The 24,125-nt window shown below is 62.1% G+C and carries 23 protein-coding genes and 1 tRNA gene; 19 read left to right on the top strand and 5 right to left on the bottom strand.

All coding sequences use genetic code 11. From position 1 onward, the window contains the following. The first annotated feature begins 101 nt into the window (after window positions 1-101). The 3 genes from AC0L2R_RS15195 to AC0L2R_RS15185 all read left to right on the top strand — a co-directional run bounded on the left by AC0L2R_RS15195 (window position 102) and on the right by AC0L2R_RS15185 (window position 2,779). The gene (locus AC0L2R_RS15195) at window positions 102-1,010 is read left to right on the top strand and encodes an alpha/beta fold hydrolase (RefSeq protein ID WP_473509936.1); all 909 of its coding nucleotides are present in this window, start codon (window positions 102-104) and stop codon (window positions 1,008-1,010) included. A gap of 52 nt (window positions 1,011-1,062) precedes the next feature. Next, window positions 1,063-1,153: transfer RNA gene (locus AC0L2R_RS15190), tRNA-Ser, on the top strand. A gap of 408 nt (window positions 1,154-1,561) precedes the next feature. Next, entirely contained in the window at window positions 1,562-2,779 is a 1,218-nt protein-coding gene (locus AC0L2R_RS15185) for a porin (protein ID WP_473509935.1), read from the top strand. Window positions 2,780-3,122: 343 nt separating this feature from the next. Here AC0L2R_RS15185 and AC0L2R_RS15180 read toward each other — a convergent pair whose 3' ends face one another. Continuing rightward, window positions 3,123-4,802, bottom strand: a complete 1,680-nt coding sequence (locus AC0L2R_RS15180) for a tetratricopeptide repeat-containing sulfotransferase family protein (RefSeq protein WP_473509934.1) — start codon at window positions 4,800-4,802, stop codon at window positions 3,123-3,125. Window positions 4,803-4,957: 155 nt separating this feature from the next. Between AC0L2R_RS15180 and AC0L2R_RS15175 the strand changes: the two genes are divergently transcribed. The 10 genes from AC0L2R_RS15175 to AC0L2R_RS15130 all read left to right on the top strand — a co-directional run bounded on the left by AC0L2R_RS15175 (window position 4,958) and on the right by AC0L2R_RS15130 (window position 14,421). Beyond that, window positions 4,958-6,070, top strand: a complete 1,113-nt coding sequence (locus AC0L2R_RS15175) for a pyridoxal phosphate-dependent aminotransferase (RefSeq protein WP_473509933.1) — start codon at window positions 4,958-4,960, stop codon at window positions 6,068-6,070. 224 nt (window positions 6,071-6,294) lie between these two features. Beyond that, window positions 6,295-6,675 carry an endonuclease domain-containing protein gene (locus AC0L2R_RS15170; protein ID WP_473510084.1) on the top strand — a complete coding sequence of 127 codons (381 nt, stop codon included), beginning with the start codon at window positions 6,295-6,297 and terminating at the stop codon, window positions 6,673-6,675. A 226-nt stretch (window positions 6,676-6,901) separates the two neighbouring features. After that, a complete protein-coding gene (locus AC0L2R_RS15165) occupies window positions 6,902-7,558 on the top strand; it encodes a TetR/AcrR family transcriptional regulator (protein ID WP_473509932.1) in 657 nt (218 codons plus the stop codon). A 57-nt stretch (window positions 7,559-7,615) separates the two neighbouring features. After that, window positions 7,616-8,779 carry an isovaleryl-CoA dehydrogenase gene (locus AC0L2R_RS15160; RefSeq protein ID WP_473509930.1) on the top strand — a complete coding sequence of 388 codons (1,164 nt, stop codon included), beginning with the start codon at window positions 7,616-7,618 and terminating at the stop codon, window positions 8,777-8,779. Between the two features lie 168 nt (window positions 8,780-8,947). Continuing rightward, window positions 8,948-9,256 (top strand): AbrB/MazE/SpoVT family DNA-binding domain-containing protein, encoded by a 309-nt coding sequence (locus AC0L2R_RS15155; protein WP_473509929.1) that lies wholly within the window; start codon window positions 8,948-8,950, stop codon window positions 9,254-9,256. After that, window positions 9,253-9,636 (top strand): type II toxin-antitoxin system VapC family toxin, encoded by a 384-nt coding sequence (locus AC0L2R_RS15150; RefSeq protein ID WP_023800786.1) that lies wholly within the window; start codon window positions 9,253-9,255, stop codon window positions 9,634-9,636. Before AC0L2R_RS15155 ends, AC0L2R_RS15150 begins: the two co-directional genes overlap by 4 nt. Before the next feature lie 5 nt (window positions 9,637-9,641). Beyond that, window positions 9,642-11,249: a carboxyl transferase domain-containing protein gene (locus AC0L2R_RS15145; protein ID WP_473509927.1), complete on the top strand. Its 1,608-nt coding sequence runs from the start codon at window positions 9,642-9,644 to the stop codon at window positions 11,247-11,249. Window positions 11,250-11,252: 3 nt separating this feature from the next. Next, window positions 11,253-11,780 carry an O-acetyl-ADP-ribose deacetylase gene (locus tag AC0L2R_RS15140; protein WP_473509926.1) on the top strand — a complete coding sequence of 176 codons (528 nt, stop codon included), beginning with the start codon at window positions 11,253-11,255 and terminating at the stop codon, window positions 11,778-11,780. A gap of 189 nt (window positions 11,781-11,969) precedes the next feature. Beyond that, a complete protein-coding gene (locus AC0L2R_RS15135) occupies window positions 11,970-12,275 on the top strand; it encodes a hypothetical protein (RefSeq protein ID WP_473509924.1) in 306 nt (101 codons plus the stop codon). A gap of 187 nt (window positions 12,276-12,462) precedes the next feature. Beyond that, window positions 12,463-14,421: an acetyl/propionyl/methylcrotonyl-CoA carboxylase subunit alpha gene (locus AC0L2R_RS15130; RefSeq protein WP_473509922.1), complete on the top strand. Its 1,959-nt coding sequence runs from the start codon at window positions 12,463-12,465 to the stop codon at window positions 14,419-14,421. A 202-nt stretch (window positions 14,422-14,623) separates the two neighbouring features. Here the strand turns inward: AC0L2R_RS15130 and AC0L2R_RS15125 are convergent, their stop codons facing one another. Together AC0L2R_RS15125 and AC0L2R_RS15120 are read right to left on the bottom strand one after the other, a co-directional pair. Beyond that, entirely contained in the window at window positions 14,624-15,742 is a 1,119-nt protein-coding gene (locus AC0L2R_RS15125) for an ABC transporter substrate-binding protein (protein WP_128172686.1), read from the bottom strand. A gap of 524 nt (window positions 15,743-16,266) precedes the next feature. Further along, the gene (locus AC0L2R_RS15120) at window positions 16,267-16,533 is read right to left on the bottom strand and encodes an SEL1-like repeat protein (RefSeq protein ID WP_027152750.1); all 267 of its coding nucleotides are present in this window, start codon (window positions 16,531-16,533) and stop codon (window positions 16,267-16,269) included. A 463-nt stretch (window positions 16,534-16,996) separates the two neighbouring features. Here AC0L2R_RS15120 and AC0L2R_RS15115 point away from each other — a divergent pair, with 463 nt between their 5' ends. The 5 genes from AC0L2R_RS15115 to AC0L2R_RS15095 all read left to right on the top strand — a co-directional run bounded on the left by AC0L2R_RS15115 (window position 16,997) and on the right by AC0L2R_RS15095 (window position 20,667). Beyond that, window positions 16,997-17,341: a DUF2147 domain-containing protein gene (locus AC0L2R_RS15115; protein WP_287228840.1), complete on the top strand. Its 345-nt coding sequence runs from the start codon at window positions 16,997-16,999 to the stop codon at window positions 17,339-17,341. A gap of 206 nt (window positions 17,342-17,547) precedes the next feature. After that, window positions 17,548-17,697 carry a hypothetical protein gene (locus AC0L2R_RS15110; RefSeq protein ID WP_287258542.1) on the top strand — a complete coding sequence of 50 codons (150 nt, stop codon included), beginning with the start codon at window positions 17,548-17,550 and terminating at the stop codon, window positions 17,695-17,697. Window positions 17,698-17,732: 35 nt separating this feature from the next. Continuing rightward, window positions 17,733-17,927 carry a hypothetical protein gene (locus AC0L2R_RS15105; protein ID WP_128168071.1) on the top strand — a complete coding sequence of 65 codons (195 nt, stop codon included), beginning with the start codon at window positions 17,733-17,735 and terminating at the stop codon, window positions 17,925-17,927. Window positions 17,928-18,055: 128 nt separating this feature from the next. Beyond that, window positions 18,056-19,516 carry an AMP nucleosidase gene (locus tag AC0L2R_RS15100; protein ID WP_236371758.1) on the top strand — a complete coding sequence of 487 codons (1,461 nt, stop codon included), beginning with the start codon at window positions 18,056-18,058 and terminating at the stop codon, window positions 19,514-19,516. A 122-nt stretch (window positions 19,517-19,638) separates the two neighbouring features. Next, a complete protein-coding gene (locus AC0L2R_RS15095; protein ID WP_473509920.1) occupies window positions 19,639-20,667 on the top strand; it encodes an endonuclease/exonuclease/phosphatase family protein in 1,029 nt (342 codons plus the stop codon). Between the two features lies 1 nt (window position 20,668). Here AC0L2R_RS15095 and AC0L2R_RS15090 read toward each other — a convergent pair whose 3' ends face one another. Both AC0L2R_RS15090 and AC0L2R_RS15085 read right to left on the bottom strand, forming a co-directional pair. After that, window positions 20,669-21,274, bottom strand: coding sequence for a DUF922 domain-containing protein (locus AC0L2R_RS15090; protein ID WP_023800798.1), 606 nt, complete (start codon window positions 21,272-21,274; stop codon window positions 20,669-20,671). A 144-nt stretch (window positions 21,275-21,418) separates the two neighbouring features. Next, window positions 21,419-23,098, bottom strand: a complete 1,680-nt coding sequence (locus AC0L2R_RS15085; RefSeq protein ID WP_473509918.1) for an electron transfer flavoprotein-ubiquinone oxidoreductase — start codon at window positions 23,096-23,098, stop codon at window positions 21,419-21,421. A 343-nt stretch (window positions 23,099-23,441) separates the two neighbouring features. On the opposite strand from AC0L2R_RS15085, the gene AC0L2R_RS15080 reads away from it, so the two are divergent. Then, the gene (locus tag AC0L2R_RS15080; RefSeq protein WP_128168068.1) at window positions 23,442-24,086 is read left to right on the top strand and encodes a hypothetical protein; all 645 of its coding nucleotides are present in this window, start codon (window positions 23,442-23,444) and stop codon (window positions 24,084-24,086) included. Window positions 24,087-24,125: the final 39 nt, after the last annotated feature.

Genomic DNA, 24,125 nt, shown 5'->3' with positions numbered 1-24,125 from the left:
CTCCCACAAGGGGAGAAGGGGGAGCCTTCCGATTTGACCACCCCCGCCCTCGCCTGTAGCAGTCGAGACGATCCAACAACGGCGAGGAATCGAGTCCCAAAATGTCGAGCGGTTTTTCCGATTTTTTCTACGCCTCGCCGGAGGGGCTTGAACTCCACGCCCGCATCTATGGCGAAGCGAATTCCGGCCACTGGCCGGTCGTCTGCCTGCCTGGCCTGACCCGCAATAGCCGCGATTTTCATGAGCTGGCGCTGCATCTGTCGCGGCGGGCGCAAACGCCGCGAAAAATCGTCGCTTTCGACTATCGCGGGCGCGGGCAATCCGCCTACGACCCCGATATCGGCCACTACAATATCGGCGTCGAAGCCGGTGACATCCTCGCCGGGTTGGCGGCGCTGGGCATCGAGGAAGCGGCGTTCATCGGTACGTCGCGTGGCGGGCTGATCCTCCATGTGCTCGGCGTGATGCGGCCGGCCGTGCTGCGGGCTATCGTGCTCAACGATATCGGCCCGGTGCTCGAGACCGGCGGTCTCGCCCATATCCGCTCCTATCTCGAGCGCGCGCCGAAGCCGAAAACCTACGCCGAGGCCGTCGGCGCCCAGCGCGGCGCGCATGGCAGCGACTTTCCTGGCCTGACCGAGGCGGATTGGGAGCGGATGGCAGCGGCGCTCTACCGAGAGACGGGTGGAGGATTGTTGCCGGATTTCGACCCGAAGCTGGTCGACACGCTGGCGGGACTCGACCTGACCCAGAAGCTGCCAGACATGTGGCCGCAGTTCGAGGCACTGGCGGCAATACCCTTGCTCGCCATCCGCGGCGCCAATTCGAAGCTGCTGTCGGCAGAAACCTTCGAACAGATGCGACACCGTCACCCTTGCATCGAGACGATCACGGTCGAGGGCCAGGGCCATGCGCCTTTCCTCGAAACCGGCGGCCTGCCAGGCGCCATCGCCGCTTTTCTGGACAGGACCGAGCAACGTTTCGCCGGGAGCCGGTTTTTTCAACGATAATGGGTCAGGCTTGTTGATTGTGCCGGCGCTTTTCTTTATCCACCAGCGCAACGGAGAGGTGGCCGAGTGGTCGAAGGCGCTCCCCTGCTAAGGGAGTAGAGGTCAAAAGCTTCTCGTGGGTTCGAATCCCATCCTCTCCGCCATCCCGCTTCGCGCTCGCCGCTTTTCGCCATGCGGCGATTCTGCGGCAATGCCTTGGCCGGCGACTCACAGACATCGCCGCAATTGCGGCAGGCAATTGCCGGAATCGGCCGGATTGCAAGGGCTGGCGCAATGGGTCTCCAACCTGTCTCCGGCAGCCCAATGGTTAACGGGAGCTTTCCGAGTGAGGCCAAATCGTGTCATTTGTGCAACAAGGCAGGGTGATAGCGCCTGCACAGACCTTTCGCCGATGCGATGGTTGTTGAACGCCGCCGCCTCATGGGTAATGTCGGTTTCGAAGGAGCGGCGCGGTGCGCATCTTTTTCGGTAGTGGGGATGGGGCAGGGAACGCTGTCCTTCAGCAAAGAATACCCAGACCCGTTTTTTAACTTTTGACTGGAGGTCAGAAAATGAACATCAAGAGCCTTCTTCTTGGCTCCGCTGCGGCTCTGGTCGCAGTTTCCGGTGCGCGCGCCGCCGACGCCGTCGTCGTCGCCGAGCCGGAACCCGCTGAATACGTCCGCATCTGCGACGTCTACGGCGCTGGCTACTTCTACATCCCCGGCACCGAGACCTGCCTGCGCATCGGCGGCTATGTCCGCTACGACATCGGCGTCGGCGACGTCGGCTCGTTCGACGGTGCTGAGAACTTCGACGTCGAGGACGGCGACATCCAGGACACGTACTACAAGCAGGCCCGCTTTAACCTGAAGACCTGGACCGGCCAGGAAACCGAGCTCGGCACCTTGAAGACCTACACCGAGACCCGCTTCAACTTCGGCAACCGGAACCGGCACGTCAGCAGCACATACGTCCCCGGTCCCGATCCGGACGGCCCCGCCGGTCCGCTGCCTCCGCTGCCAGGTGAGACTATCATTGTCGCTAACCCTGCCGAGAACAAAGGCATTTCGCTGAACTTCGCCTGGATCCAGCTCGGCGGCCTGCGCGTCGGTAAAGACGAATCGGCCTACGATACGTTCATCGGCTACGCCGGCAACGTCATCCAGGATACGCTGGTTCCCTACGGCGGGTTCGACACCAACGTCGTCCAGTACTACTTCGACGCCGGCAATGGCTTCTCGGCCGTGGTCTCGCTCGAACAAGGTTATGGCGACTTCACGATCGACAGCTATGTTCCGCATGTTGTCGGCGGCGTGAAGTGGACGCAGGGCTGGGGCGCCATCACCGGCGTCATTGCTTACGACGCCAACTACGAAGAAGTGGCCGGCAAGGTTCGCCTCGACGTCACCCCAATGGAGAACCTGTCGCTGTTCATCATGGCCGGCTACGGCACTGACGACAACTACGAGGATCCCGGCTTCGCAACACCCGTCGCCGGCGGCCGCGGCATGTACAAGCTGTGGAGCGGCAACTGGGCGGTCTGGGGCGGTGGCACCTACACCATCAACGAGAAGACCTCGTTCAACACCCAGATCTCGTATGACGAAGGCGAAAACCTCGGCATCGCTGCCAACATCGCCTATGACATCGTTCCGGGCCTGACGATCACGGCCGAAGTCGATTACCTGCACGCCGGCGATTTCGACGAGCCCGACTTCTCCAACTGGACCGGTGCGGACGACGAAGACAGCCTCGGCGGCATGCTCCGCTTCCAGCGCTCGTTCTAATCAGCAGCGTTTGACTGAACTCGAACCCGGCGGGCAACCGCCGGGTTTTTTCGTGTCGGCGTGGCTGTCAAGGGCGAATGTTTTCAGCCGAATAATGCAGCTGCCCAGAATGAAAGCAGATGCACAGAATGAAAGCAGCGGCGATCCTTCGCGCCCCCCCTCTGTCCTGCCGGACAGGGCTCTTCCTTCTCCCCCTGTGGGAGAAGGTGGATTGGCGCGCAGCGCCAAGACGGTTGAGGGGTGTTGGACGGAGTGCGGTTGGTGCCAAGCTGGAACACCCCTCATCCGACCGAGCTTTCGCTCGGCCACCTTCTCCCACAAGGGGAGAAGGAGAGAGCCCCGGTCAAATCTCAGCAAGATCGCCCAGCGACTGTATCAGCGGCTGAATTTCGTTTTCATAATTCTTCCAGCGCTTGACCGACGATTTGTAGATCGGTTGGCGAACCTGCCAGCGGCTGGGCGTGTTGACCGAACCATCCCTGTCGAAAAAGCGCAGGCAGGCGTCATCCCAAGGCAGCCCGAGATAATCTATCAGGCGGCGTGACTGGGCTTCCTGGTCGTCGACCAGCGCTTCGTAGCGGTTTTCGAAGATAAGGCCTGGAAAGACCTCGTTCCAGTGCCGCATCAGGCGGTCATATTCGCGATAGTACAGGCCTAGTGTTGTCAGGTCGGTGTTGTAGCTGTGTGCCTCGCTGAAGTTGAGGACGAAGCAGGAGACGCAATTGTCGATGGCATCACGTCGGCAATGAATGATGCGCGCGTTGGGGAAAAGAAGCCCGATAAGGCCGATCAGTTCAAAATTGTGCGGCGTCTTGTCCACGACGCGAAGTGCGGCAGGCGCCCGCTCCCGCAAATAGGACAGATGCTCTTCGGCCAAGGTTCTGGACAGGTCTTCCGTGATCGAGGTGATCGGCTGGTTCAAATCACCAGCCGATGATGTCTTGAGGCCGATCGCATTAGCAACCCGACTCAGTTTGCTAAGCTCCCCTGCGCCATGAACGTCGGGATGGCTGGCGCAGATCTGCTCGGTGAGCGTCGTCCCCGAGCGGGGCATGCCAACTACGAACACAGGCGCGTCGGAAGGATTTCCATAGCCGGCCCTGGCAGCCAAAAAGTCCGGCGTGACGGTTTCAATCATTGAATCGACCCACCGACGATACAGATCGATATCGAACCTTTGGCCGGAGGCCTGTTTCGCCTGGTTGAAATGGTCGAATGCCTCGTCATAGCGCTTGAGATCGTTCAGCACCTTGCCGGCGGCGTGATGGAGTTGCTGCGCGCCTTCCGAACCAAGTTTCGGATTGCCGAGCTCACGAAGGATGGATTGGAGCTCCTCGGGCTCCTCGGTGAAGTTTCGCGTCTGTACAAGGTCGTTGTAGGCAGAAGGCACGCCAATACGACGTGCGATTGCTTCTCTCAGATAGGCGGCGGCTTCATCCATACGCCCCAGGCCGCTGAGCGCGCTGGCCAGCCCGGCTCGCACCTTGGGATGATCGCGGTTGATTTTCAGCGCCTTCTCGTAAAGCGGCAAAGCCATGTCGGGCTTGTCGAACGCCGTGTAAGTACGCCCCAATGCACAAAGTGCTTCGATAAGGCCGGGCTTCAGTTCCAGGGCATACTGCATATGCTTGATTGCTGGCGCATACTCGCTGACCTTCACATAGGCCTCGCCCAGGCTGAGATGGTAGTAGGGGTTTTTAGGTTCCTCGCCGACCGCCCGTGCGAAATATCGCAAGGCCCGCTCATCGTCGTAACCCAGGTATATGGTCCCCAGGATGTATAAGGCGAGCGGATGGTTTGGCGTGCGCTCCAGAACCCGAAGGCATAGGTCCTGAGCCTCGTCGAGCCGCTTCGCCTGCTGAAAGGCATATGCCTGTTTCAGCAATGCGTCGTCGGCCTGCGCACGCGATTGGGCGCTTGCTTTCTGCGGGCTCACCAAAGGCTTCACTATCGGCCCCTTCACTTTTGGCGCGGGTCCGGGCTTGATGTGCTTTGACCAGGCAGGCGGGAGTCGATTGTTCATGATATCTCGCTAGCAAAAAGAAATATCTCGCTAGCAAAAAGTGCGGGGGGAATCCAGCATGCTGCTGCAGCCAAGGCGGGAGCTTGCGCGGCCAACTGTGCCGCGCTAGCAAGAAGGCACTTTTCGAGCGAGCCCCTTTTTTTGCGAGACTTGCCATGCGCCAGCGCCCTCCCCTCACGCCGATCGTCAGCGTGCTTCCTTCGACGGTGCCGTTTGTCGGCCCGGAGGCGCAGGAGCGGGATCGCGGCCGCGCGTTTCGCGCCCGCATCGGCGCCAATGAGAGCAGTTTTGGCCCCTCGCCGCGCGTCATAGCCCGCATGGCCGGCATCGCCGGCGACATGTGGATGTATTGTGATCCAGACAATCACGATTTGAAGGTGACTGTTGCCGGGCATCTTGGCGTTGGCGTCGAAAACGTGGTGATCGGCGAAGGCATAGACGGGTTGCTCAGCCTGGTGGCGCGCATGTATGTGGCATCGGGCGACGCGGTGGTCACCTCGCTCGGCGCCTATCCGACCTTCAATTTCCATATTGCCGGCGTCGGCGGCCGGCTGGTCGCGGTCCCCTACGAGAACGACCGGGAAAGCCTGGACGGCCTGTTGGCTGCGGTCACCAGGGACAAAGCGCCGCTGGTCTACCTGTCCAACCCGGACAATCCGATGGGCAGTTGCTGGGAGGCGGCGGAACTCATCCGCTTCATCGAAGCCCTGCCGGAGACCACCATGCTGGTGCTCGACGAGGCCTATGGCGAATTGGGCCCTGCCTCGGCGCTGCCGCCGATCGACGTGTCACGGCCGAACGTCATCCGCATGCGCACCTTCTCGAAAGCCTACGGGCTGGCCGGCATACGCTGCGGCTATGCGGTGGCCGACGCCCAGGTGATCCGCGATTTCGAGAAGATCCGCAACCACTACGGCGTCAGCCGCATGGCGCAGATCGCCGGCATCGAGGCGCTGGCCGATCAGGACTATCTGCAAAGCGTGGTGGCGCGGGTCGCTGCCGGCCGCCGGCGCATCGCTGAAATAGCCGAGGCGAACGGGCTGAAGCCGCTGCCCTCGGCGACCAATTTCGTCACCATAGACTGCGGCGGCGGCGGCGCCTTCGCGCTGAAGGTGCTGCAGGCGCTTTTGTCGCGCGATGTGTTCATCCGCAAGCCGATGGTGCCGGTGCTCGACCGTTGTATCAGGGTCAGCGTCGGCCTCGACCACGAGCTCGACATTTTTGCCGAGGAATTGCCGGGTGCACTGGCGGCAGCACGGGGGAACTGAAAGGCGCTCTTCCTTCTCCCCTTGTGGGAGAAGGTGGATCGGCGCGTAGCGCCGAGACGGATGAGGGGTGTTGGACGGAGTGCCGGCGGTGCCAAGCTGGAACACCCCTCATCCGACCTCGCTTCGCGAGGCCACCTTCTCCCACAAGGGGAGAAGGGGGAGTCAATCGCGAAGGTCGGCGATTTGCGTGACGATGGTGCTGGACGGAGCGCCAAGGCCGGGTAATCTCGCCCGATGCCGCATCAGCCCGTCGCTCCAACCAAACGTCGCTTCGCCCGCTCGATGCGGCGCAAGCCAACAGAGCGGAGGACCGCCTGTGGCACGAGCTGCGCGGGCGCAGGCTCGACCGCGTCAAATTCCGGCGTCAGGTTCCTATCGGCAGATTCATTGCCGATTTCGTTTGCGCCGAGGCCAGGCTGATCGTCGAAATCGACGGCAGCCAGCATGCGGATTCAAACTATGACCGGGAGCGAGACGCCGAATTGAAGGCGAGCGGCTTTCGTGTGTTGCGCTTTTGGAACAACGACGTGCTGCGCGATTTGAACGCCGTCTGCGACACCATCATCGCTTATGTCGGCGACCAGAGTTTGCAACCGTGGCGGTAATAGCGCGCTTTCCCTTCTCCCCTTGTGGGAGAAGGTGGCCGAGCGAAGCTCGGTCGGATGAGGGGTGTTCCAGTTTGGCACCGACAGCACTCCGTCCAACACCCCTCAACCGTCTCGGCTCTGCGCGCCGATCCACCTTCTCCCACAAGGGGAGAAGGATAAGCGTCGTCGCTCCCTTGAATTAATTGAACGTTCGTTTTATTCTTACCCTCTCAACGAGGCTTGCATGGCGCGCACGACCGGTTCCGACGGCGAAAAGACCGAAGCAGCGGTCCGCAAGGCGGCGGTCAGCCTGATCGCGCGTCTCGGCTATGAGGCAATGTCGATGCGCCAGCTGGCCGCCGAGGTCGGCGTCCAGGCGGCGGCGCTCTACCGTTATTTTCCGACCAAGCAAGACCTCTTGTTCACGCTGATGCGCGAGCACATGCAAGGGCTGATCGAGGCGTGGGACGCGGCCCGCCCGGCCGCGGCCGATCCGGCGACCCGGCTCGCCGCCTATGTCGAAAACCACATCGCCTTCCATGTCGAGCGCCGCCATTCCACCCATGTCTCGAACATGGAATTGCGCAGCCTGTCGCATGACCGCCTGACGCGGATCCTGCGTATGCGCACCGCCTATGAGAAGGAGCTGCGCGTCATTTTGCGCGACGGCGCGGAAGCCGGCGTGTTCAGCGTCGAAGACACAGGGCTGACAGCCATGGCGCTGATCCAGATGATGACCGGCGTCATCGTCTGGTTCCGGCCGGGCGAGCGGCTATCGATCTCGGAGGTAACCGCCACATATCTTTCAATGACGATGCGCCTGGTTGGAGCAAAGGCCCATGGCGCGACAACGCGCCAGCAGCGCCACAGCCGGCGCGCAAAGGACGCTGTAGCACTTTGATTTTGCGCCCTTCCCGAAATTGAATTCGATTTCGGGCCGTGCGCCGGGAGGAACGGCATGTACACGCACACACTCAACTTCGGGCTTGACGAAGACATCGAGGCGCTGCGCGACCTGGTGCGGCGCTTCGCCCAGGACAAGATCGCCCCGATCGCCGCCGAGATCGACCGCTCGAATGAATTTCCGGCGCATCTGTGGGCCGAGCTCGGTGGGCTCGGCCTGCTCGGCATCACCGCCGATCCGGAATTCGGCGGCACCGGCATGGGTTATCTCGCCCATGTCGTGGCGATGGAGGAGATTTCGCGCGCCTCGGCCTCGGTCGGCCTCTCCTACGGCGCCCATTCCAACCTCTGCGTCAACCAGATCAATCGCTGGGCGACACCGGCGCAGAAGGAAAAATATCTGCCTGCGCTGTGCAGCGGCGAAAAGGTCGGCGCGCTGGCAATGTCGGAATCCGGCGCCGGCTCCGACGTCGTGTCGCTCAAACTGCGCGCGGAAAAGCGCAATGATTGCTATGTGCTGAACGGCACCAAGATGTGGATCACCAACGGCCCGGATGCCGAGACGCTGGTCGTTTACGCCAAGACCGATCCAGAACTCCAGTCGCGCGGCATCACCGCCTTCATCGTCGAAAAGGATTTCGCCGGATTTTCCGTCGCGCAAAAGCTCGACAAGCTCGGCATGCGCGGCTCCAACACCGGCGAGCTGGTTTTTTCGGATGTCGAAGTGCCGTTCGACAACGTGCTGCATGAAGAAGGGCGCGGCGTCGAGGTGCTGATGTCGGGTCTCGACTACGAGCGCACGGTGCTCGCCGGCGGCCCGGTCGGGCTGATGGCGGCGTGCCTCGATGTGGCGGTCCCCTATGTGCACGAACGCAAGCAGTTCGGTCAGCCGATCGGCGAGTTCCAGCTGGTGCAGGGCAAGCTCGCAGACATGTATACGACGATGAACGCCGCGCGCGCCTATGTCTATGCCGTCGCCGCTGCCTGCGACCGCGGCCAGACGAGCCGCAAGGACGCCGCCGCTTGCGTGCTGTTCGCTGCCGAGAAGGCGACGCAGATGGCGCTCGACGCCATCCAGCTGCTGGGCGGCAATGGCTACATCAACGACTATCCGACCGGCCGGCTTTTGCGCGACGCCAAGCTCTACGAGATCGGCGCCGGCACCAGCGAGATCCGCCGCTGGCTGATCGGGCGGGAAATCATGGCGGAAGGAGTTTGATGGCGCCATCTCCTGAATTTGCCATGCTGGACGATTTGCCCCATATTTCTCGTGATATGTCATATTTTCGGAACGAGGCAGACTATGGCGAACGGAACCGAAAAGGCTGGGTTTGACGAGAACCCGCCGACACAATTCGACGCAGGAGCTCAAAAAACTCCGCTCCGGATGCCAGCGAAACGCGAGCGCGTCAGACTTGGCGAGGGCGGACGCTTCGTGATCCCGGCTGCGATGCGCGAGGAAATGGGCGTGAAGCCTGGTGAAGACTTGATCCTTCACGTCGAGAACGGCGAGTTGCGGGTAAGGTCGTGGCTTCGGAATCTGCGGCGCGTCCAGGCCGAATTGTCGGCGTTGAAAAAGCCCGGCGAAAGTGTCGTCGACGAATTCCTGAAGGAGCGGCGGGAAGAACAGCGCCGAAGCGACAAGCGTTTCGAACGGCTTCATGCCCTGGGAATGGCGAGGAAGGGAGCGAAGTGAAAGCTTACGTCATGGACAGCTCGGCGGCGCTTGCGATCCTGCTTAACGAGAAAGGCACCGATGTTGCCTTGGGTTTCGCGCCGGATGCGCAATTCAGCTCCGTCAATGCGGCCGAAATTATCGCCAAGCTGATCGACAAGGGACGCAGCATGGAAGAGGCCGCGGACGACCTCGCCAGTCTCGGCATGCCGGTCGCTGCTTTCGACGAGATGATGGGCATCGCCGCCGGTCAGCTTCGCGAGTTGACGCGGCATCGCGGCTTGTCGCTGGGCGATCGGGCCTGCCTGGCCCTGGCAATTCGCGAGAACGCCATAGCCGTCACCGCCGACCGCGGCTGGGGCGACCTGGATATCGGCTGCAAGATCGAACTGATCCGGTAACGCCAATGGCCCCCCTCACCTCGCAAATCTCGCCAGCCTCCGACACCTTCCGCGCCAATGCCGAGCGCATGCGGGCGCTGGTCGCCGACATTGCGCAAAAGGCGGCAACCGTCGAGCGTGGCGGCTCAGAGGAAGCGCGTGAGCGCCACCAGAGCCGCGGCAAGCTTTTGCCGCGCGAGCGCCTCGCCCAATTGCTCGACACCGGCTCGCCATTCCTCGAGATCGGCCAGTTCGCCGCGTGGTCGATGTATGGTGAGGACATCGCATCGGCCGGCATCATTACCGGCATCGGCCGCGTCGAAGGCACCGAAGTGATGGTCGTCGTCAACGACGCCACGGTGAAGGGCGGCACCTATTATCCAATGACGGTGAAGAAGCATCTGCGCGCGCAGGAGATCGCGCTGCAGAACAGATTGCCTTGCGTCTATCTGGTCGACAGCGGCGGCGCCAACCTGCCCAACCAGGACGAGGTGTTTCCCGACCGCGACCATTTCGGCCGCATCTTCTACAACCAGGCCAACATGTCGGCTGCTGGCATTCCGCAGATCGCCTGCGTCATGGGTTCGTGCACGGCGGGCGGCGCCTATGTGCCGGCGATGTCGGACGAGACGATCATGGTGCGCAACCAGGCGACCATCTTCCTCGGCGGTCCGCCGCTGGTGAAGGCCGCTACCGGCGAGGACGTCAGCGCGGAGGAATTGGGCGGCGCCGAGGTCCACACGCGGCTTTCGGGCGTGGCCGATCATTTTGCGCTGGACGACGAGCATGCGCTGGCGATCGCGCGCCGCATCGTCAAGAACCTCAATCGAAAGAAGCAGATCGGGCTGGCGCTACGCGATCCGATTGCGCCGCTTCATGCGGCCGAAGAACTCTACGGCATCGTGCCGACCGATCTGCGCCAGCCCTACGACGTGCGTGAAGTGATCGCCCGCATCGTCGACGGCTCTGAATTCGACGAGTTCAAGCAGAACTATGGCACCACGCTGGTCACCGGCTTTGCCCATCTCAACGGCATGCCGGTCGGCATCATCGCCAACAACGGCGTGCTGTTTTCCGAAAGTGCGCTGAAGGGCGCGCATTTCATCGAGTTGTGCTGCCAGCGCAAGATTCCGCTGATCTTCCTGCAGAACATCACCGGCTTCATGGTCGGGCGAAAATACGAGGCCGGCGGCATCGCCAAGGACGGCGCCAAGCTGGTGATGGCGGTCGCCACGGCCCGCGTGCCGAAGGTCACCATGATCATCGGCGGCTCGTTCGGCGCTGGCAATTACGGCATGTGCGGACGCGCCTATTCGCCACGCTTCCTGTGGATGTGGCCGAATGCCCGCATTTCGGTGATGGGCGGCGAGCAGGCGGCCACCGTGCTGGCCGTGGTCAAGCGCGAGGGGATCGAACGCAAGGGCGGGGAATGGAGCGCGGAGGAAGAGGCAAAATTCAAGAAGCCGATCCTGATGAAATACGAGCATGAAGGCCACCCGCTGTATTCCTCCGCCCGGCTCTGGGACGACGGCATCATCGATCCGGCCAAGACGCGCGAGGTGCTGGCGCTCAGCCTGTCCGCAACGCTGAACGCCGGGATCGAGGAGACAAGCTTCGGCGTGTTCAGGATGTGACCGATGAGCGAGATCGAGGCAAGGATTCGCGTTCATGTCGGCGATATCACCAGGCTGGCGGTCGACGCCATCGTCAACGCCGCCAACACCTCACTTCTGGGTGGCGGGGGCGTCGACGGCGCCATCCACCGAGCGGCCGGCCCCGAACTTCTGGCCGAATGCCAATCCCTCAATGGCTGCAAGGTGGGCGACGCAAAACTCACCAAGGGCTACAGGCTGCCGGCACGCTATGTCATCCACACGGTCGGGCCGGTCTGGCAAGGCGGCGGCAAGGGCGAAGCCGAGTTGTTGGCCTCCTGCTACCGCCGTTCGCTCGAACTCGCCGCCGGCAAGGATTGCAGGACGGTGGCATTTCCGGCGATCTCGACCGGTGTATACCGGTATCCAAAGGACCAGGCGACGCAGATCGCCGTTGGCACGGTGAGCGCCTTTGTCAGCCACAATGCGGTTCCTGAAACCGTCATCTTCTGCTGCTTCGACCAACAGACGGCGGACCTATACCAACAGGCGTTGCTGCTTGGCGGAGCGTGACCGGCACAGGTAGGAAAATCCCTTCATAGTTTCAGACTTATTTTCATTCACCGATCTGGTCAGACGAAAGAATCGCGGTTATTGCTTATCGCAAATACCGTGGGGATTGGGCGAAGATGAGACTGCAGATTTTTCAAAAAACAACTATGTCAGTACTTTTCGACGTTGCTTATATTAGCGACCCCTGGCGTGGGAGCGGCGGAATCGCTGGCGGGAAACAAAGGCGACCGTCGTTTCGCCGTCAATTTTCCGGCAGGTTCGACCGGAGATTGCCCGAAAGCCTACAAATCCTATGTCGCGGCCAGCGGCCATTCGGCCTATGCGACGACGTTCTATTCGCGCGTCAGCGACCTCTACATCATCTGTGGTTCCACGCTCAACGCCCCCTCGCAACAGGCCGCGGAAGAGAGAGCGTTGCGCAATTGTCAGGCCGGCTTGACGAGGTGGAAACTCAAGACGGCGGCAGGCGGCTGCGCCATCGCCGCCTCCAAGTAGGTTGCTGCAGCAACGGGCGCAAATACCAGCGGGATGGGGCGAAGATGACACTGCAACGTTTTCAGACGTAAGCGGGCCTGGCTTACCGATCCTTTGACAATGGCCGGACTGCAAAGCAGGGTGTTGCCACAGCCCGCGTGAAGGAGCATTCGCGCCGTTGGCGGCAAGCTCTGGCTTTGGAGGTCCCATGTTCGCCAAAATCCTGATCGCCAACCGCGGCGAGATCGCTTGCCGGGTGATCCGCACCGCGCGCAGGATGGGCGTGCGCACGGTCGCCGTCTATTCCGATGCCGACGCCGGCGCCTTGCATGTCGAGATGGCCGACGAAGCGGTGCATATCGGACCCTCGCCGGTCGGCGAAAGTTATCTGCGCGGCGACAAGATCGTCGCGGCGGCTTTGGCCACCGGCGCCGAAGCCATCCATCCCGGCTACGGTTTTCTGTCGGAAAACCCTGATTTCGTCGATCAGGTGACAGCGGCCGGGCTCGTCTTCATCGGCCCGTCGGCCGCCTCGATCCGCGCCATGGGGCTGAAGGACGCGGCCAAGCGGCTGATGGAGAAGGCCGGCGTGCCGGTTGTGCCGGGCTATCACGGCGAGGCGCAGGAGATCGTGCTGCTCGCCTCCAAGGCACGCGAGATCGGCTATCCCGTGCTGATCAAGGCGCGCGCCGGCGGCGGCGGCAAGGGCATGCGGCGCGTCGAACATCCCGACGACTTTTCCGAGGCGCTGTCGGGTGCGCGGCGCGAGGCCAAGGCCGCGTTCGGCGACGACCGCGTGCTGGTCGAGAAATATGTCGACAAGCCGCGCCACATCGAGGTTCAGGTTTTCGGCGATGTCTTCGGCAATGTCGTGCATCTCTACGAGCGCGACTGCTCGGCGCAGCGGCGCCATCAGAAGGTGATCGAGGAAGCCCCCGCCCCCGGGATGACGCCGGCATTGCGCAAGGCGATGACGGAGGCGGCGGTGAAGGCCGCCAAGGCGATCGACTATTCCGGCGCCGGCACGATCGAGTTCATCGTCGACGCCTCGCAAGGGCTGAAGGCCGACCGCTTCTGGTTCATGGAAATGAACACTCGCCTGCAGGTCGAGCATCCCGTCACCGAAATGGTCACCGGCACCGATCTGGTCGAATGGCAGTTGCGGGTGGCGTCCGGCGAAAAGCTGCCGAAGACGCAGAGCGAGATTGCGCTCTCCGGACATGCCTTCGAGGCGCGCATCTATGCCGAAGACGCGGCAAAGGGTTTTTTGCCGGCGACGGGCACGCTGCATCACCTGAAATTTCCGGATACAGCGCCCGAGGGCGCCAGCATGCGGATCGAGACCGGCGTGCGGACTGGCGATGCCATCTCGCCGTTCTACGACCCGATGATCGCCAAGCTCGTCGTCCATGGCAAGAACCGGCAGGCGGCGCTCGAAGCACTGGGCATTTCCCTTTCGCAAACCGAGATCGCCGGCTCGACCGTCAACACCGCCTTTCTCGCGGCTCTCGCCGCTGACGCGGATTTTTCGGCAGGTGACGTCGACACCGGGCTGATCGGCAGGCACCAGCAAGCGCTGACCGCAGTGCCGCCGCCGAGCAGCGAGATCGTCGCCGCGGCCGCACTTGCAGCGTCCGGCGCCGGGGCTCAGGCGCCGACCCGCGAGCCGTGGTCGTCGCTTGCCGGCTATGCGCATTTCCACGCGATGGTGCGGCGCACGCGGCTTCGCTACGGCGAGGACGATATCTTGGCGCTTGTATCGATGCGGCCGGACGGGCGCTTCCAGGTGGCACTGGACGCACCTTATGACAGCGCGCTTGATCTTCGCGCTGCGCCTCGCCTCGCCCGCTGGCCAGGCCATGTCACTGTCTTTTCAGGTGCTGTCGGCTACAGCTTCGCGGTGCCGGACCCGTTGGCAAGACCCGACGAAATCGCCGCCGGTGCCGACAGCCTGCGCGCGCCGATGCCGGGCTTGGTCAAGCTGGTGCGCGCGGCAAAAGGCGAAGCCGTCATCAAGGGCCAGCCGCTGTTGATCCTCGAAGCGATGAAGATGGAGCACACGATTTCCGCCACGCATGACGGGACGATCGCCGAGATCGCAACAGAGGGCGCACAGGTCACCGATGGGACGGTGCTGGTGCGTTTTGCCGAGGAAGCCCACGGCTGACGCTGTTCATCCAAGGAGAGGCGACGACGGAAGACGCGCGCCGCAAACGCATGACCAAATGAAAATGGCCGGATCTGCCCCGGCCATCCCCGATTGTCGCCAGGAACTAAAGCGCGTCGCACGCGACGCGCTTTAGTTCTTGTTTTTGTGCATGTCGTTTTCGCAAAACCGCTGCGCACTTTTGCGCGACATGCAATGGCGATCAAGGCTGGATCGGCGCGTATTTGCCGTCGTGCCACTGGTTGATGTCGTAGCTGACGTTCTTGAGGTCGCCCTTTTCATCGAAAGTGACAGGGCCGACGACGGTGCTGATCGGCTGGCCATTCTTCAGCGCTTCGGCAACCTTGGCCGGGTCGTCGCTGCCGGCGCGCTTGATGCCCTCGGCAAAGGCCTGGATCACGGCATAGGAGAACAGCGTAAACCCCTCGGGCACGAAGCCGCCCGCCTTGATCTTTTCGATGGCCTGCTTGGCTTCGGGCTTCGCCTGCGGATCCGACGGGAAGACGAACATGGTGCCTTCGCCGGCCGGGCCGGCAACCTGCCAGAATTCCGGCGTGGCAATCGAGTCCGGCATGATCAGCTGGAACTTGAAGTCCTGTTCCGCCGACTGGCGCAGGATGAGGCCGGCCTCTGGGTGGTAGCCGCCGAAATAGACCACATCAGCCTTCAGTTCCTTGAGCTTGGTGACAAGCGCCGAATAGTCCTTTTCGCCGGCGTTGATGCCCTCGTAGAGGATCTCGTTGAGGCCATTCTGGTTCATCGTCGCCTTGACGGCATCGGCCACGCCCTGCCCATAGGCGCTCTTGTCATGCATGATGACGACCTTCTTGCCGGCGTATTTCTTGGCGATCCATGGACCGATGAAGGCGCCCTGCGCATCATCGCGCGTATAAAGGCGCATGATCGTCGGCCAGCCGGATTTCGCCGCCGCGTCCGTCAGCTCCGGGTTCGACGAAGCCGGCGACATCATCATCGCACCGGCTTCGGCATAGACGGCCGAGGCGGGGATGCTCGAGCCCGAGCAGGCATGGCCATCGATGAACTTGACGCCGTTGGCGACGATGCGGTTTGCGACCGAAACCGCCTGCTTCGGATCGCACTGGTCATCCTGGACGTCGAGCTTGATCTGGCGGCCGTCGACGCCGCCGGCGGCGTTGATCGCGTCGGCGGCGGCTTGCGCGCCCTGCTTGAACTGGTCGCCGATGGTGGCAAGCTGTCCGGTCATCGGTCCGACCACCGAAAAGGTGATGTCTTCGGCGAAGGCCGGCGCGCTCATCACCAGGCCGACAATGGCCGCGCTCAAAATACCCAACTTTTTCATGGCGATACAACTCCTCCACTCGCGCGCGGCCGCTCCGACCGCGCCTCTTCCAGATTAGGTGGGAGAATTTCACCGTTCGCCAAGCCTGTCTTGGCGCATCGGCGGCACTCGATTGGGCCTGCCGCCTTTCTGTTTGGCCATGATCTTCTTCCAAAAACCGGTTTCCAGTTTTTGGGATCATGGTCCGACTGTTTGACCATGATCCTCTTCCAAAAACCAGTTTCCACTTTTTGGGACCATGGTCCGAAAACGCGAAAAGCCGCGCCTGCCTTGTTCCGGCCGGTCGCGGCTTTTGTCGATCGAACAATCCCGAACGCTCTCACGCGCGCCCCGAAACCGCTCGCCTTCCCTGTCCGTCGCGCAGCTTGGCTGTATCCGGCCTGCGGCGTTCTTGTCATTGTTGGTCCGGCCGTCTTGCGCGGCCTTGTTCTTGCCGGTCCGGCCGTCTTCGCGCGGCCTTGAAGCGTCCCTGTCGGTGATCTCAGTGTCTGATGAGCTCCGGACCTGATGAGCTCAGGTGAGACTTAGTGCATCGTCATCCATTCGCGGGCTTCGCGCAGCGCCCTGGCGATCTCGACTTTCGACATGGCGGCCGACAATTCCGAGCGCAGTTCCGCGGCGCGCACCGAGCCCTTGATCGCAGCGATGTTGAACCATTTGTGGGCGGCGACGACATCGGTCTCGCAATCGCGGCCGGTCGCATACATCATGCCCAGTTCGAAAAGAATGTCGGCCTGGGCAGTTGCCCCCATGGCGCCGAAGCCGGCTTCAGGCATTTCAAAACGTGCCATTTCAATCCCCTGTTCTAGCCCCTGTCAGGCTCCCGAGAGCTGCCTCGTTCTGTCCCTTGGAAACCCTTGGGGCGGCCGCTCTTTCGATGCTTTCGAGAATGAACCGAAGGCTTGAATCCGTCGTTAAACGGCGTGCTTAATTTGAGGAAAACAAAGCTAAAACAAGAGGTAAACGCGGAAATTCATTAACGATGCAAAGCCAGCAATTGCGCCGGTTTGGACTAAAATTGATGAAAATTTGCGAGGCGCAAATCAAGACTCCGCTAACCACGGAAGACAAAGCCAGCATGCCCGGTGTTTCATTTCTCGCCGACCAGACCGCTTCAGGCGGCCGGGAAAAATCCCGAAGTCTTCCGCAGCGGCACCGCTTTTGTTTTGCCGGGAGGTGGATTAGCTTACGTTTGCGTAAGAGGCAGACTGGCGGGGCGGAACGTTCGTCCGGATGCCCACAGGGAGGAGAAACATGTTTCGCAAAATCAGCATGGCCCTCGCGGCCACATTGATCATGGCCGGCACCGCTTGGGCCGACCCGATCGAAGGCAACTGGAAAACGCAGGCCGGTTCGACCGCCGCCATCACGGGCGGTGGCGACGCATTTTCCATCACGCTCAAATCCGGCAAGTTTGCCGGCAAGCGCATCGGTTCGTTCAAGGTGTCCGGCGCCAACAAATATACGGGGACGATAACCGACCCGGAGACCGACAAGACCTATTCGGGCAAGGCCTCGGTCTCAGGCGCTTCGCTCAAGATGAGCGGCTGCGTGCTCGGCGGGCTGATCTGCAGGAGCCAGACCTGGCACAGACTCTGATCGTTTCGACTGCCGCACAATGAAAAACGGGGCCGCAAAGGCCCCGTTTTTGTTCGCGCCTCTGTGTTTGGGAACACCGATCGATCGCGCAGGCTGCGCCTTCTGCGCCCTAACAGTCCAAATTTGAACCGCAGATGAACGCCGGCATCAGAACCGGTTCAGTTGCATCAGGGCATTCTCGTGCGTGTCGAAGGAGACACCACGCCATGTTCGCCCGCCGCTTCACCATCGTCTGCCTGCTGATGAGCCTGTTCGGCATGTCGTTCGCCATCCTCGTTGCCGAGGGGCGCTCGGCCCGCAACTGGGACCAGGCCAATTCCTGCCGGTTCGGTTGCGTGAACCATTTTCGCCCCTGAACCGACAAAGACTTCGAGAGGAGAAAAGCAAAGCCATGAACCGCATCGTCGCCAACGTCCTGAAAACCCTTCGGGTCCTGCCACGGGCGGCGCTCATCCTGACGGTTCTTGCGGCCCCGGTTCTGGCCGTGCCGACGATGCGCGCCGATGCCGGCTCGACAATCGAAGCGCCGGCGCTGAAGAAGACCGGCGTCGGCTTTGTGCTGCTGATCAGCCTGCGGCGCGGCTAGGCAATCGGCCTTCATCGAAACCATGCAAAATAAAAAACGACCCTTCGGCCCCTCCCAACGGCATGGCCAAGCCTCTATATTGGGTCATGGAAAAGCGAATCTACCCCCAAGCCATAGACTCAGTCGTGATGCCGGAGCCGTTTGGCCGGCAGATCTTCAATGATGCAGCAAAGGCCGTTGCGGCCTTGCAGGCCCTCTACGACCGCAACACCAAATTCCTGCGCGATTCGTTTACGGCGCTCGCCGCAGGCGGCGACAACAACAAGCGCTACCGGGCGTTTTATCCGGAGGTCGGTGTCACCACGACTTCGTTCACCCAGATCGACTCGCGGCAGGCTTACGGCCATATGCCGACGCCCGGGCATTTCTCGACCACCATAACCCAGCCCGCCCTTTTCGAACGCTATCTCATCGAACAGCTTCGCCTGATCATGCGCAATCACGGCGTTCCGGTCACGGTCTCGGAATCGACGACGCCCATCCCGCTGCATTTCGCGTTCCTGGAAGGCTCGCATGTCGACGGCGCGGCAGCCGAGCGCATCAGGCGGCCGATCCGTGACCTGTTCGACGTACCGGATCTCGACGGCACCGACGACCAGATCGCCAACGGCACGTTCGAAGTGGCGTTAGGCGAAGCCAGGCCGTTGGCGGCGTTCACGGCGCAACGCATCGACTACTCGCTGCACCGGATGTCGCACTACACGGCGACCAGTCCGCAGCATTTCCAGAATTTCGTGCTGTTCACCAATTACCAGTTCTACATCGACGAATTCGTCGCCCGTGCGCACGATCTGATGGCGAAAGGCGGCGGCGGATACGTCGAATTCGTCGAACCGGGAAACGTCGTCACCAAGGCTGGACAAAGCGCGCCCAGCCATGGCGTGGCGCCGCCGCGCCTGCCGCAGATGCCGGCCTACCATCTGAAGAAGCCGAACCATGGCGGCATAACCATGGTCAATATCGGCGTCGGCCCCTCCAACGCCAAGACGATCACCGACCACATAGCGGTGCTCAGGCCGCATGCCTGGGTGATGCTCGGCCATTGCGCCGGCCTGCGCAACACCCAGGCGCTGGGCGACTATGTGCTGGCGCACGCCTATGTGCGGGAAGACCACGTTCTGGACGACGATCTTCCGGTCTGGGTGCCGATCCCGCCGCTGGCCGAAATCCAGGTGGCGCTGCAGGAGGCGGTCGCCGAAGTCACCGGCCTTTCCGGCTATGACCTCAAGCGTATCATGCGCACCGGCACAGTCGCTACCATCGACAACCGCAACTGGGAGTTGCGCGACCAGCGTGGGCCAGTGCAGCGGCTGTCGCAGTCACGGGCGATCGCGCTCGACATGGAGTCGGCGACGATCGCCGCCAATGGCTTCCGCTTCCGCGTACCCTACGGTACGCTGCTTTGCGTCTCCGACAAACCGCTGCATGGCGAATTGAAGCTGCCCGGCATGGCGACCGAGTTCTACAAGCGGCAAGTGGCACAGCATTTGACCATCGGCATCAGGGCGATGGAAAAGCTGGCCGAGATGCCGATGGAACGGTTGCATTCGCGCAAGCTCAGAAGCTTTTCGGAGACGGCGTTTCAGTAGGAACGGCGGCTTTCATCGATCGGAGTACGGTACAGCGCGGCAGGGCGTTTCACCATCTTGATTGGCTGCATTTCTGCCGATAAGCAAAGTAGATGGCACCCGTTCGAGACATGATGGCTTCGATGGCATTCGTCGCAATGCTCGTCTTCTCGGTCGCGCTGGTGGCCGGGTTTTTCGGAACGCTGCATCCGGCCTTCGATTCCTTCGCTCATTTCCGCGTTCATTTTGCCGTGCTGATGGCGCTTTGCGCGCTGCCGCTGCTGGCGACCTCGTTTCGCCTGCAGGCGGCCACAGGGCTGCTCTTTGCGGTGGCTGCCTTTGCCACCACGTCGAACGCCCTGTCGGTGCCCCGCCTGTGGCCGGTCCAGGCAGCCTACGAGGTCGAGGCCGGCGATCAGGCGGTCTACCCCGGTGATCAGGCGGTCTACCGCCTGCTGCAGATGAACCTGCGGTTCAACAATTCAACGCCTGAAAAAGTCCTGTCGCTGATCGGCCGGACCCAGCCTGATGTGATCACCCTCGACGAGGTGTCCGACATGTGGGAGGCCAAACTTGGCCATCTTGCCAGCGCCTACCCTTACCGGATCCTCTGCCCCTACCCCAATGGCGTTTTCGGCGTTGCGCTGCTGTCCAGACGGCCGTTTGCCGCCGGCACGCAACCGCACTGCGATGGCCGCGGCGCGATGGCCATCGCGACGGTCGATTTCGGCGGAACCGACGTCGACGTCGCCGCCATGCACCTCACCTGGCCATGGCCGCGCAACCAGTCACGACAGATCGGCGGATTGTCGGGGGAGTTCGCCTCGCTCGGCGAGACATCGATCTTGGCATGCGACTGCAATGCAGTGCCGTGGAGCGCCGCCGTCCGGCGCGTCGCAGGTCTTGGCAAGCTGACCGTGGCGCCTTCGCCGGGGCCGACCTGGCTCCCTATCAAGCTGCCGGAATTCCTGCGCTTCGCCGGACTGCCGATCGACCTTGTTTTCAGCAAGGGCGCAGTTCTCATCCATTCGGTGTCGAGGCTGGATAACGCCGGCTCCGACCATCTTCCGCTGATGGTGGAGTTCTCGCTCAGGCCGGAACAGAAGAAGCCGGTCGATGAACACGAAACCGCGACGGCATCGGTGAGACAGAACGGCAGGACCCAAAGCTGAGCTACTGCTTGCGCAACAGCGCCCTGATGAGGTGCTCGACATGGCCGCCGTCGCGATGCTCGCGCGCGTCGAAGGCGTTTTGTTTCGCCTCGTATTCGGCATAGACGGCCTTGATCCGGCGCCTCGCCTCGCGGTGCGTCTTGCTGCAAAACAAGTTGTCGGCGAACTCCAGTCCAGTGATCGATCTTTCGGTCGCCCGCATCATCGCCCTGGCGATCCGGCCATGGTTATGCTCGTGAGCACGAACGCCCGCGAAAAACCGCTTCCAGCGCTTCTGCAATGCCGGCGTCGCGGCCGAGGCCAAACGCGGCAAGGTGTAGGTGAGATCGAGCGTGCCATTGGCCTGCCGCAGACGGCAGACACCACCCTCCCTCGTGACGTCGAGGTCCCAATCTACGGTATAGGCGGCCAGCGCGATGGCGTGCGTCATGAAGCCGTGCCGCTTCGGACCGTTGCGGTCCATGGCCTCGATCAGGGCGGCGCCCGTGGTTCCAGTGATGTCGTAGGTCCGGGTCTTGACCAGCACCTTCGTGTCAGCCAATGCCGACGGTGCGAAGCCGCACAAGCCGCCAATCGCCGCAAGGCACGTCAGAACCGCCAGGCGCATGGTCATCTCCCGGGTCAGAAAGAATGGAACCACAGGCGCCGCCCCGCTTCAACTTCTTTTAGACGCCGCACATATAATAGGCCTTCACGCGCCTTCATTTGATCGGCGGGCGAGACGGCCGCCGGGCCGTTCTGGCTTGCTGGGCTACATGTTTTGGTAGACTGGTCCCTCTCCACCTTGTGGCGGCACCCAGGTAATGTTTCGGTTCGGATCCTTGATGTCGCAGGTCTTGCAGTGGACGCAGTTCTGCGCGTTGATGACGAAGCGCACGTCCTTCGCCTCGGGATCGGTGGCGGCGTTGCCATCCTTGTCGACCCATTCGTAGACACTGGCCGGGCAGTAGCGTGTCGAGGGCCCGGCATAGACATCGTGTTCGGAACGCTGCTGCAGGTCCATATCCGCGACCAGCAGGTGGACAGGCTCGTTTTCCTCGTGGTTGGTATTGGACAGGAACACCGAGGACAGGCGGTCGAAGGTGAGCACGCCATCCGGCTTCGGATAGGCGATCTTCTTATGCCTGGCGGCCGGCTCCAGCGTCGCATGATCGGCCTTGCCGTGCTTCAGCGTGCCAAAGGGCGAGAACCCGAACAGCGAATTCAGCCACATGTCGAGACCGCCGATGCCGACGCCGACGACGGTGCCGAAGCGCGACCACAACGGCTTGACGTTGCGCACCTTCTTCAAATCCTTGCCGATGTCGGTTGCCCGCCATGCCGCCTCGTAAGAAGCCAGTTCGTCATTGGCGCGGCCGGCGCCGATCGCCTCGGCGACATGCTCGGCCGCCAGCATTCCGGAGAGCACGGCATTGTGCGAGCCCTTGATGCGCGGCACGTTGACGAAGCCGGCAGCACAACCGATCAGCGCGCCACCGGGGAAGGACAGTTTCGGCACCGACTGCCAGCCGCCCTCGGTGATGGCACGGGCGCCATAGCCGAGCCGCTTGCCGCCCTCGAATGTGGCCCTGATCGCCGGGTGGGTCTTGAAGCGCTGGAACTCGTCGAACGGCGACAGGTAGGGGTTCTTGTAGTTGAGGTGGACGACGAAGCCGACCGCCACCTGGTTGTCCTCCAGATGGTAGAGGAAGGAGCCGCCGCCGGTCTTCATGTCGAGCGGCCAGCCGAAGGAGTGCTGGACAAGGCCCGGCCGATGGTTCTCCGGCTTGACCTGCCAGAGCTCCTTGAGACCGATGCCGTATTTGCCGGGCTCGCGGCCGTCGGAAAGATGATATTTGGCGATCAACTGCTTGGCCAGCGAGCCGCGCGCGCCCTCGCCGATCAGCACATATTTGCCCATCAGCGCCATGCCCGGCGCGAAGCCCGGGCCATGCGTGCCATCCTTCTCGACGCCCATATCGCCGGTGACAACGCCGGTGACCGCGCCCTCGTCACTGTAAATGAGGTCCACGGCGGCAAAGCCCGGATAGACCTCGACGCCCAGCGCCTCGGCCTTGGTCGCCAACCAGCGGCAGACATTGCCGAGCGAAACGATGTAGTTGCCGTGGTTGTTCATCAGCGGCGGCATCAGGATATTGGGCAGACGGAACGAACCGGCGGGGCCGAGGACCAGGAAATGGTCTGCGGTGACCGGCGTCTTGAACGGATGTCCCTCTTCGTCACGCCAGCCCGGCAGCAGCCGGTCGATGCCGATCGGATCGACGACGGCGCCGGACAGGATGTGAGCGCCGACTTCGCCGCCCTTTTCCAGGACGACGACGGAAAGCTCGGGATTGACCTGCTTGAGACGGATCGCGGCAGCGAGGCCGGCCGGCCCGGCGCCGACGATGACCACGTCGAATTCCATGCTTTCGCGTTCGATCTCGCTCATCAACCCCTCACTGCCCAGAGTGCCGCGCGCCCATTGGACGCGCAAAGGACACTCTGGCAACTTTATTTTCGCATGATCCCAAAAAGTGATTTCACTTTTTGGGATCATGCGAGCGCATTTGCGCATCTTGCTGGCTTATCCGCTGCATAGCGCATCAATTCGCGACGCGAAACCGGCGCTGACGTGACAATGCCGATTTCGTCAAAAAGGCCGCGCATCGTACTACAAAATCGCGATTTGCGGGTCCACCAACATCGATCCGGGTCAAGCCAGTCCAAAGAGAGCCGTTGCCCTGATTTTTTTTAATTGTTCGACGGCTTGCTTATCGGCCATACTTCGCACCATGCGCACATACGGGCCATCCGGCTTTTCATCGACGCGCTTTTTTTCGCCGCCCGGACGGGTTTGCCGGGCGCTCGTTTTGGCCCTTTTGCCGCTGGCGTCCGTTGGCGCCCACGCCGAGCCGCAAAGGGTCTGGGTGGCCGGAGCCTACTCCTTTTCCGACGAGCTGGGCGGCTTCCGCATCACCAGCGCCTCGGGTATCGGGACAAAGGAGGACCCGCTTGTCATCACCGAAGAGTTGAATTCGGCGACACCAGTGACACTGACGATCCGCACGACGAAGCCGATCCACCCCTTCGGCACTGCGGGCCAATTTGCCAACGGCCTCATGTATATGCGCATCGACGTGCTCAACAACAGCGGCCAGGCCTGGGTCGAGTTCCAGTTCGAGCTCCAGGAGATACTCCACCGGCCGAGCGTGTTCGGCGACGGCCTGTCGTTCGACCAGCGTAACAAAACGCCTGACAACATCTGGTCGAGCAGCTTTGCCGATTTCGATCGCGACTTCGAACCCTATGACCGGCTGCTGTTCAAGAGCGGCAAGATCGACCCGTTGAAGACGGCAAAATTCGATTACCTGATCACCGACTACACACCACGCTGGACGTTCTATCTGGTGCAGGATCCGCGTATACCGTCGAGCTGAACCACTTCGTCATCCAGGGCGAAGCAGGAGCGAAGCGAC

The organism is Mesorhizobium sp. WSM4820 (assembly GCF_055811075.1).
This window is presented reverse-complemented; position numbering and strand designations above follow the sequence as displayed.